Here is a 9,673-nt window from a genome sequence, read left to right on the forward strand (position 1 = left end):
CGGCGAAGGGGCCGGCCCGCGAGACGCGGACCGGCCCCTTCTCGACCAGTGGTCGGGGAACGGCTCAGAAGTCCATCCCACCGGCGTCGGGAGCGGCCGGGGCCTTCTCCTTCTCCGGCTTGTCGGCCACGACGGCCTCCGTGGTCAGGAACAGCCCGGCGATGGAGGCGGCGTTCTGCAGCGCGGAACGGGTCACCTTCACCGGGTCGGTGATGCCGGCCTCGACGAGGTCCTTGTAGGAGCCGGTGGCGGCGTCCAGACCCTCGCCGGCCTTCAGGCCCTTGACCTTCTCGACCACGACGCCGCCCTCGAGGCCGGCGTTCACCGCGATCTGCTTCAGGGGGGCCTCGACGGCGACCTTGACGATGTTGGCGCCGGTGGCCTCGTCGGCGTCCAGCACCAGGTCGGTGAAGGCGGCCTCGGCGGCCTGGAGCAGAGCCACGCCACCACCGGCGACGATGCCCTCCTCCACGGCGGCCTTGGCGTTGCGCACCGCGTCCTCGATGCGGTGCTTGCGCTCCTTCAGCTCGACCTCGGTGGCCGCGCCGACCTTGATGACCGCGACGCCGCCGGCGAGCTTGGCCAGGCGCTCCTGCAGCTTCTCCCGGTCGTAGTCGGAGTCGCTGCGGTCGATCTCGCTGCGGATCTGGCTGACGCGGCCGGCGATCTGCTCGGTGTCACCGGAGCCCTCGACGATGGTCGTCTCGTCCTTGGTGACGACGACCTTGCGGGCCTGGCCGAGCAGGGACAGGTCGGCGTTCTCCAGCTTGAGGCCCACGTCCTCGCTGATGACCTGGCCACCGGTGAGGATGGCGATGTCCTGGAGGATCGCCTTGCGGCGGTCGCCGAAGCCGGGGGCCTTGACCGCGACCGACTTGAAGGTGCCGCGGATCTTGTTGACGACCAGGGTGGCCAGCGCCTCGCCCTCGACGTCCTCACAGATGATCAGCAGCGGCTTGCCGGCCTGCATGACCTTCTCCAGCAGCGGGAGCAGGTCCTTGACGTTGGAGATCTTCGAGCCGAACAGGAGGATGTACGGGTCCTCCAGGACCGCCTCCTGGCGGTCGGTGTCGGTCACGAAGTAGCCCGAGATGTAGCCCTTGTCGAAGCGCATGCCCTCGGTGAGCTCCAGCTCCAGACCGAAGGCGTTGCTCTCCTCGACCGTGATGACGCCTTCCTTGCCCACCTTGTCGAGGGCCTCGGCGATCAGCTCACCGATGCTGGAGTCGGCGGCGGAGATGCCGGCGGTGGCGGCGATCTGCTCCTTGGTCTCGACCTCCTTGGCGGCCTTCAGGAGCTGCTCGGCCACGGCGTCGACGGCCTTCTCGATGCCACGCTTGAGGCTCAGCGGGCTGGCGCCGGCGGCAACGTTGCGCAGACCCTCACGCACCAGGGCCTGAGCCAGCACGGTCGCGGTCGTGGTGCCGTCACCCGCGACGTCGTCCGTCTTCTTGGCTACCTCTTTGACGAGCTCGGCGCCGATCTTCTCCCACGGGTCCTCGAGCTCGATCTCCTTGGCGATCGAGACACCGTCGTTGGTGATCGTGGGGGCGCCCCACTTCTTCTCCAGGACGACGTTGCGACCCTTCGGGCCGAGCGTCACCTTGACAGCATCGGCGAGGGTGTTCATACCACGCTCGAGACCGCGGCGCGCGTCCTCGTCGAACGCAATCAACTTGGCCATTGCGGTGTTGTCCTCCGGCGATTGGGCGCTGCGGGAACGTGGGTACCCACAGCAGGACACGTAATGGGCCAGGCTCGGTGCCCGCGACGGACGACTGACCGGACTGCCCCTCCATGCGGGGCCCCTTGCCAGCCTCACCGTCCCGGCCTTGGCACTCACCAGTAGCGAGTGCCAGTTCCGTGTTTAGCACTCTGCGGCGATGAGTGCAAGCGGCGACAGTCGGGCGCGCCGCGCCCCCGTCCGCGGACCCCCAGCGTGACCAGCGAGGACCGGCAGCGCGGGGAAACCGGGCCTTTCTCGTGCTGACGCGCCCTCGGCGGCGGAGACATCAGCCGGAGGACGTGTCAGGAGTTGACGATGACGACGACCAGCACGACCACGGCGACCAACGCCGCCAACGCCATCAACGGCAGCACCCAACGGTTGCCGCCCCCGCCGCTGGAGGCGAACGAGGACGCGGACTGCGCGGGCGAGGGCGGCCGCAACCGCATCGGCTCGGCCAGACCGGCCGGGGTCTGCCGGGGCAGGCCGGTGGGGGTGGACGGCGGGCCCGTCGGCACGACCGGGCGGGCCCAGCCGGCGGCCGGGGTGCCCGGCCCGGGAACGGTCTCGCGCCCCACGGGTGGAGCGGGCTGGTCGGGCCGCGCGGCACCCGCGAGCGCCTGCCTCGCGGCGGCCACGAGCTCCCGGCAGTTGGCGTACCGCTGGCCGGGCGCCTTGGCCATCCCCCGGCGGAGGACCTCGTCGATCGCCGGAGGCAGGGCGACGACCGAGGTGACGGTGGGGACCTCACGGCCCAGGTGGCCCTCGATCACCTGCGGGACCTGGCCCCGGTACGGAGGGCGGCCGGTCAGGCAGGCGAAGAGGACGCACGCCAACGAGTAGGCGTCGGTCCTCGGGTCGACCGGCTCCCCGCGCAGGTGCTCGGGGGCGGCGTAGGTCGGCGACCCGAGGAAGTCGCCGCCCTGGGTGCGGTGACCGGTCGCGCCGCGCCGGGTGAGCCCGAAGTCGGCGAGGTAGACGTGCTCCTCACTGGACTCCTTGCTCGTGACCAGCACGTTCGCCGGCTTGATGTCCAGATGCACCAGACCCCGGTCGTGCAGCATGTCCAGCGCCTCGGCGACCTGCCCGAGCAGGGCGAGCGCCCGTTGCGGTGCCAGCGGGCCGTCCTTGATGAGCGTGGCCATGTCCGCCCCGTCGACCAACCGCATCGCGATGAAGAGAAGACCGTCCACCTCACCGAAGTCGTACAGCGGCACGACGTTGGGGTGGTCGATCGCCGAGGTGTTCCGCGCCTCGTCGACGAACCGTTCGCGGAACTCCGCGTCCCCCGACAGGTGCTCGGCGATCACCTTCAGCGCCACCTTGCGGCCGAGACGCTCGTCCGTGGCGCGGTACATGACGCTCATTCCACCGCGGCCGAGCACACCGTTGATCCGGTAGTGCCCCAATCGGCTTCCGGTGAGGTCCTCCGACACGACTCGCAGCCTAACGCTCGGTGATACCCGTTCACAGGCGCTTCACCGATCCCGCCGCCACCGGGCGGGGGAGACGACGGGAACACCTGCTCCTCAGGTCCTCACGGTACGGGCAGCCCGCGTCTGGGTGAGCACGCGGGCCGGTCCCACGACGTCGAGGAGCAGCCCCGCGCCGGTCCGCACCGACTGCTCGCCCAATTGGTCGAGCGCCCGGAGCCGCACCCTGGTGTCGTCCCGGTACCCGAGGACGTGGCCCGCGTTGAGCGTGACCACCTCACCCGCCTTGAGGTTCACCACATCGAGGCTGCCGTGGCAGGACAACACCAGTGGGCCGTGCCCGGCGGCGTGGGTGAGGAACCCCTCGTCGGAGCCGAGCAGCGAACGCAGGCCAGGCCAGTCCCGGTCGAAGACCACCGTTCCGGCGGCGGCGAGCCAGGACCGGGCCCGCACGCACCACCCCGCGCGTCCGTCCAGCTCCACGATGTAGAGGTCCCCGGCCTGGCTGGGCGCCACATCCACCCACCCGCCGGGAGGCGGGGCGGTGAAACCGGTGGCCCGGGGCCCACCGCCGCGCACCCCCCGCCCCGGGCCCCGGCCGGTGACCCGGCGGGATTCCACGGCGACGCCGAAGCTGGTCGCCATCATGCTTCCCACCTCGGCCAGGGCCTGCTCGCCACCGCCGAGCACCAGCCGCGCCACCCCGTACCCCGGCGTGTGACGTGTCACGACCTGCACTGGTAGTCCTCCGTCCTCGTACCCACCGCGTGGGGACCGGCCCGGGCGGTGCGCCCACCCCGGGCGCGAACGATTCTGTGGCCCGGTGGGCCCGGGCGAGTCGTGGGGCCGGCCCCGCCGGCACGCAGGGCACCATGATCGGGTGGACCAGGACAACAGGACACCTCCGCTGGTACCAGTCGAGGAACACCAGGAGCACGTCGCGAGCCTGCTGCGACCCACCGAGGTCACCAGGTCGCCGCTGCACGAGTGCGCCGGGCTCGCCATGGCGCGGGACCTGGTCGCCTCCATCCCGCTGCCGCCCTTCCGGAACTCGGCCATGGACGGCTACGCGGTCCGCTCGGTCGACGTCGCGGGAGCCTCCCCGGAACGCCCGGTGCGGCTGCCGGTGACCGCCGACCTGCCGGCGGGGGCGCCGGAGGTGCTCCCGTTGGCGGTGGGGAGCGCCCAACGGATCATGACCGGGGCTCCGCTGCCCCTGGGAGCGGACTGCGTCGTCCCGGTCGAACGTACCGACGGCGGAACCCGTGAGGTCACGATCACGGTGGCCCCCGAGGAGGGCCGGCACGTGCGGCAGGCAGGGGAGGACGTCCCCGCCGGCGCCACCGTGCTGCGCCGGGGGGCGGAGCTGGGGCCCGCCCAGCTGGGCCTGGCCTCCGCGCTGGGGTTCGCCGAACTCCCGGTGCGCCGCCGGCCCCGGGTCGTGGTCCTGTCGACCGGCTCCGAGCTCGTCGAGCCCGGCGAACCGCTGGGTCTCGGGCAGATCTACGAGTCGAACGCCGTCATGCTCGCCACGGCCGTCCGCGAGGCCGGTGGGCGCGCCACCACCGTCAGGTTCGTCCCCGACGACGTGGCCGCGCTCCACGACGCGGTGGAACCGCACCTGGCCGATGCCGACCTCCTGCTCACCTCCGGCGGGGTCAGCGCGGGCGCCTACGAGGTCGTCAAGGACGCGCTGGCCGGCGAGGGGGTGTCCTTCACCAAGGTCGCGATGCAACCGGGCATGCCGCAGGGCAGCGGCCGGTACCGGGGCGTGCCCGTGGTGGCGCTGCCGGGGAACCCGGTGTCGGCGCTGGTGTCGTTCGAGGTCTTCGTACGGCCGGCACTCCGGCGGGCCGCCGGGTTCGCCGTGACCGAACGGCCCCGGTCCCGGGCGGTGCTCGACGGCTCCGGGCTCTCCTCGCCCCCGGGCAAGCGGCAGTACCGCCGCGGCAGCTACCACCTGGAGACCGGCGCGGTCCGGGTGGTGGGAGCCGCCGGTTCCCACCTGCTGTCCGCCCTGGCCGAGTCCAACTGCCTCGTGGAGATCGCCCCGGAGGTGACGGCGGTGGAGCCGGGCACCCCCGTGGAGGTGCTCCTGCTCGGGGGGCCGAACCGTTCCGGTGGTTGACCCCGCCGGGGCTGGCGGGAACACCGGCCACGAGGACGAGGCCCAGCCCTGTCGCCACGGCTAGGGTTGGTCGGATGGGCCTGTTGTCATGGATCGTGTTCGGAGCCATCGTCGGCTGGGCCGCCAACCTGGTGGTCGGGGGCAGGGAGCGGGAACGTCAGGGCTGCCTGGTGAGCATCCTGGTCGGCGTCGTCGGTGCGGCGCTGGGCGGCCTGGTCTGGCGGTTGGTCACCGGGGAGGAGCGGACCTTCGCCTTCGACCTCCCCAGCATGGGCGTCGCGGCGGTGGGGGCGGTCCTGCTGCTGGTGGTGCTCCGGCTGCTGGGCACCCGCTCCCAGCGCTGACGACCCCCTCCCACCGGCGCGCTCCGTGCCGGTCGTGACGCTCCGGCCACCGCACGTGGAACGGGTCCGACCGGCACGGCACGAGATAACGACGACGACTCACCATTCGTGATCAACTCATTACCGGATGCTATTGCCCGTCCGCGTCCTGGCTGAGTACGCTGGTCGCGCACGCAGGTCACGCCGTTCGGCGGGCAGGACACGGTGTGGTTCCGGCAGGAACCCGCGTCGGCCCCGCCCCGTTGTCCGGTGGCGGACGACCGACCGGTCGGGCCGCTCCGCCGGGAACATCCGGACGGTGTCCAGGCCGTTCTCACCCGGATGCCAGGGCCTGCCGGTGGGGTTCCGACAGTCCCACCCCGACCGCTCGAGTTGAGTCGATGTCTCGTCGTGGTCCCCCAGGACAGGGTGGACCGTGTGCCGTCGGGGGGCGCACGGTTCGCCCTCCGGGGCGCGCTCCGCGTCTCCCGGGTCGGGGCGTCGTCGGTGCCGGCGACGGTCCGGCCGCGGGCCCGGGGGGACGGTCCTGATCCACTCCTCTCGCTCCGCCACCCCCTGGTTACGCTCGCGGTGGGCGCGTACCGTGTGCCGCGCCTCCGTGCCATCCCAACGGGTGACGCGGGGACACCCTTCGACTTACGGACTGCCGACATGAGCACCGACACACCGCGGCCCCCGCGGGGCCGTGAGAACCACAGCGAGGACACCACCCGCCTCCCGGTGGTGCCGCCAGCAGCGGAGCGGCCCGAGCCGTCGGCGGAGGAGCGTTCCGGCACGCTGGCGCACTTCCTCCACCTCGTCCGGTCCGTGGTTCCGCCGATGCACCCGGCCGGACGTCCCTTCGTCGCCGGCGCCGCCGGGCTCGCCCTGGTGCTGCGGCGGTTCTCCCGCCCCCTGGGGGCGCTTGGCCTCCTCCTCGCGGCCTGGTGCGCCTGGTTCTTCCGCGAACCCCGCCGGGTGACGCCCAGCCGGCCCGGGCTCGTGGTGTCCGCCGCCGACGGCACCGTTTCCCAGGTCGACACGGCGGTCCCGCCCGCCGAACTCGGCCTGCCGGCCACCCCGCTGACCAGGGTCAGCGTGTTCCTCTCCGTCTTCGACGTGCACGTGCAGCGGACCCCGGTGTCCGGGGTGGTGCGGCAGGTCGCCTACCGGCCCGGCAAGTTCCTCTCCGCCGACCTCGACAAGGCCAGCGACGACAACGAGCGGAACTCCCTGGTGCTGGAGACCGAGGACGGCCACCGCGTCGTCGCGGTCCAGATCGCGGGCATGGTGGCCAGGCGCATCGTGTGCGAGGTGGCCGCCGACCAGCGGGTCGCGGCGGGCGACACCTACGGCCTGATCCGGTTCGGTTCCCGCGTCGACCTCTACCTGCCGGCGGGAAGCCGCGTGCTCGTGGAGCCGGGCCAGCGCACCGTCGGCGCCGAGACCGTCATCGCCGAACTCCCGGAGCCCTCCTCGGCCGCAGCGGAGGGCTGAACAGATGGCACGGGTGGCGCCCGGCATCGGACTGGTGCCCAACGCGGTGACCGTGCTGGCGCTGTGCGCCGGACTCTCATCGGTGATGTTCGCCCTCGACGGGCACTTCGTCGCGGCCGTCGCCGCCGTCGCGGTGGCCGCGCTGCTGGACGGACTGGACGGCCGCCTCGCCCGCCTGTTGGACGCCACCAGCAGGATGGGGGCCGAGCTCGACTCGTTGGCCGACGCGGTCTCCTTCGGCGTCGCTCCCGCCCTGGTGATCTTCATCTGGTCGCTGCACGGCAGCCAGTGGGGTTGGGTCGTCTGCCTCCTCTTCGCCGTGTGCGCGGTGCTCCGGCTCGCCCGCTTCAACGTGCTGATGGAGGACACGAAGAGCCCGCCGTACGGCAAGGAGTTCTTCGTCGGGGTTCCCGCGCCCGCCGGCGCGCTGACCGCGCTCTTCCCCCTGGTCATCTCCCTCAAGGCAGGCGAGGGCTGGTGGTCGACTCAGCTGGTGGTGGCGCTGTGGGTGATCGCGATCGGTGGGCTGTTGATCAGCCGGGTCCCGACCCTGTCGTTCAAGACGCTGAAGGTGCCGGCCAAGGCGATCGCACCGCTGTTGATGTTGGTGGGGCTGCTCGCGGCGGCCGCGATCACCTACCCCCTGCTGGTCCTGGCGACCTTCATCGTGCTCTACCTCGCCCACGTGCCCTTCGCCGTCCGCCGGTACCGCTGGCTCAGCAGGCACCCGGAAGCGTGGGACGTACCGGCCGGTGAACATCGCGCCATCCGGCGGGGCACCAGCAGGTTGCGGCTGCGGCGCCCTCGACTGCGCCCCAGGGTGGCCGGCGACGCCGTCCGGGCGGAGAGCGGCACGTCCGGGCCGGAGGGCGCCCGCCGGTCCTGGCGACGGCTCGGGCTCCGCCGGCGTTCCTGAGCGCCCGGCCAGCGGGCATCGCGTTCCCCCGGGTTGCGTGGTGGGTACGGTCCGGCTCCGCCTCGACACGTAATCTGGTCAGGTGATCGCGCTGACCGCTCGGCTCTCCCCGTCCGCGCTGGACACCCGGAGGGGTGTCGTCCGGCTCCATCCCGAGGTCTTCGACGCGCTGGGCCTCACGGCGTGGGACGCCGTGAGGCTCACCGGCAGTCGGGTCACCGCGGCCCTGGCCGCGGTCGCGACCGGGCGGGGCTCCGCGCCCGGCGTCATCCTGGTGGATGATCTGACGCTGTCGAACCTGGGCCTCGCCGAAGGGGCGGAGGTCGTCGTGGCCCCCGTGGAGGTGAGCGCCGCCCGCTCCGTCACGGTCGCCGGTTCGCGCATGGCCGCTGCCTCCCTGCCGCCGGAGACGCTCCGGCTGGCGCTGACCGGCAAGGTGCTCAGCGTGGGCGACACGGTCTCCCTGCTCCCCCAGGACGTCGCCCCGCCCAGCGGGGTGGACCTCAGCGCGGCCAGGCGGACGTTGTCCAACGCGATCGGCATCACCTGGACCAACGAACTGCTCACCGTCACCGCCGCCGAGCCGGACGGCCCCGTGGCAGTCCAACCGTCCACCCAGCTGTCCTGGCGGGACGCGGCCCCGCTGCGGGACTCGACCGGCAGGGACTACTCCGCCGGTTCCCGCCCCGCTGGCGGGTTCGCACCGTTCCCCGGCCCCGCCCCGGCGGCGACCCCGGCGAGCGGAAGCCCGGCCAGCGCCGCATCCCCGGGGGGCACGGTTCCCCGCACCTCCTCCGCCGCTCGACCGGCCACCGGCGCCGCCGGGACAGCCGCCGCTCCGATCCGCCCGGAGGTACCGAGCGTCAGCGACCTGGTCGGCTCGGAGGACGCCGCCCGGCGGCTCACCGAGTGGCTCCGGCTCACCTTCGAACGGCCCGAACTGCTCGAACGCCTGGGAGCGAACTCGCGGCTCGGCGTGCTGGTGGCGGGGCCGGCGGGCGTGGGCAAGGCGACCCTGGTGCGCGCGGTGAGCCGCGCGGTCGACGCGGAGCTGGTCGAGGTGTCGGCACCCAGCACGGCCGCCCTGGAGGCGGGCACGGCGTCGCAGCGGGTCCACGACGCCGTGGCGGCGGCGTCCGCGCACGCCACCGCCGGCCGGAACTGCGTCCTGCTGATCACCGACATCGAGGCCCTCGTTCCCGGCTCGAACCCGCCACCGCTCACCACCGTGGTCCTGGACGCGTTGCGCTCCAGCAGCCACCACGGCCGGCTCGCCATCGTGGGCACCACCGCCCAACCGGAGGGAGTGGACCCGCGGCTGCGCGACCCGGAGCTGCTGGACCGCGAACTCGTGCTGGTCCCGCCGGACGCCCGGACCCGCACCGAGGTGCTGCGAATGCTGCTGCGCAGCGTCCCGCTGTCCGACGACGTCGACCTCGGGGTGATCGCCGAACGCACTCCCGGGTTCGTCACCGCCGACCTGCTCGCGCTGCGGCGGGAGGCGGCGGTGCGCGCGGCCCTGCGGCAGCCCCCGGAACGGGAGGGAGCGGCCGCGGGCACCGCGACGGAACCGGCGGCCCCCCGGGAGGACGCCGAGGAGGAGGTCGTGGACGGCGAACTGCTCGCGGAACCGGCGGCCGAGCCCCCCGC

At 73.0% G+C, this 9,673-nt stretch carries 8 protein-coding genes; 5 read left to right on the top strand and 3 right to left on the bottom strand.

The window, feature by feature from the left end; genetic code table 11:
- Positions 1–64 precede the first annotated feature (64 nt).
- From groL to ACTIDRAF_RS0220045, 3 genes are all read right to left on the bottom strand, one after another.
- Positions 65–1,684 carry a chaperonin GroEL gene (groL, locus tag ACTIDRAF_RS0220035; protein ID WP_016700503.1) on the bottom strand — a complete coding sequence of 540 codons (1,620 nt, stop codon included), beginning with the start codon at positions 1,682–1,684 and terminating at the stop codon, positions 65–67.
- Positions 1,685–2,028: 344 nt separating this feature from the next.
- Entirely contained in the window at positions 2,029–3,162 is a 1,134-nt protein-coding gene (locus ACTIDRAF_RS30045; RefSeq protein ID WP_039788368.1) for a serine/threonine-protein kinase, read from the bottom strand.
- Between the two features lie 93 nt (positions 3,163–3,255).
- Positions 3,256–3,888, bottom strand: coding sequence for an AIM24 family protein (locus ACTIDRAF_RS0220045; protein WP_342626696.1), 633 nt, complete (start codon positions 3,886–3,888; stop codon positions 3,256–3,258).
- Between the two features lie 151 nt (positions 3,889–4,039).
- On the opposite strand from ACTIDRAF_RS0220045, the gene moeA reads away from it, so the two are divergent.
- From moeA to ACTIDRAF_RS30050, 5 genes are all read left to right on the top strand, one after another.
- Positions 4,040–5,287 (top strand): molybdopterin molybdotransferase MoeA, encoded by a 1,248-nt coding sequence (gene moeA, locus ACTIDRAF_RS0220050; protein ID WP_016700506.1) that lies wholly within the window; start codon positions 4,040–4,042, stop codon positions 5,285–5,287.
- A gap of 74 nt (positions 5,288–5,361) precedes the next feature.
- Positions 5,362–5,631 (top strand): GlsB/YeaQ/YmgE family stress response membrane protein, encoded by a 270-nt coding sequence (locus ACTIDRAF_RS0220055; RefSeq protein WP_016700507.1) that lies wholly within the window; start codon positions 5,362–5,364, stop codon positions 5,629–5,631.
- A 651-nt stretch (positions 5,632–6,282) separates the two neighbouring features.
- Positions 6,283–7,107 (top strand): phosphatidylserine decarboxylase, encoded by an 825-nt coding sequence (locus ACTIDRAF_RS0220060; protein WP_016700508.1) that lies wholly within the window; start codon positions 6,283–6,285, stop codon positions 7,105–7,107.
- Between the two features lie 4 nt (positions 7,108–7,111).
- Positions 7,112–8,023: a CDP-diacylglycerol--serine O-phosphatidyltransferase gene (pssA, locus tag ACTIDRAF_RS0220065; RefSeq protein WP_016700509.1), complete on the top strand. Its 912-nt coding sequence runs from the start codon at positions 7,112–7,114 to the stop codon at positions 8,021–8,023.
- An 82-nt stretch (positions 8,024–8,105) separates the two neighbouring features.
- The coding region (locus ACTIDRAF_RS30050; RefSeq protein WP_016700510.1) for an AAA family ATPase at positions 8,106–9,673 on the top strand (1,568 nt) is incomplete at its 3' end.

The sequence above is a fragment of the Actinoalloteichus spitiensis RMV-1378 genome (assembly GCF_000239155.1).
GTDB lineage: Bacteria > Actinomycetota > Actinomycetes > Mycobacteriales > Pseudonocardiaceae > Actinoalloteichus_B > Actinoalloteichus_B spitiensis.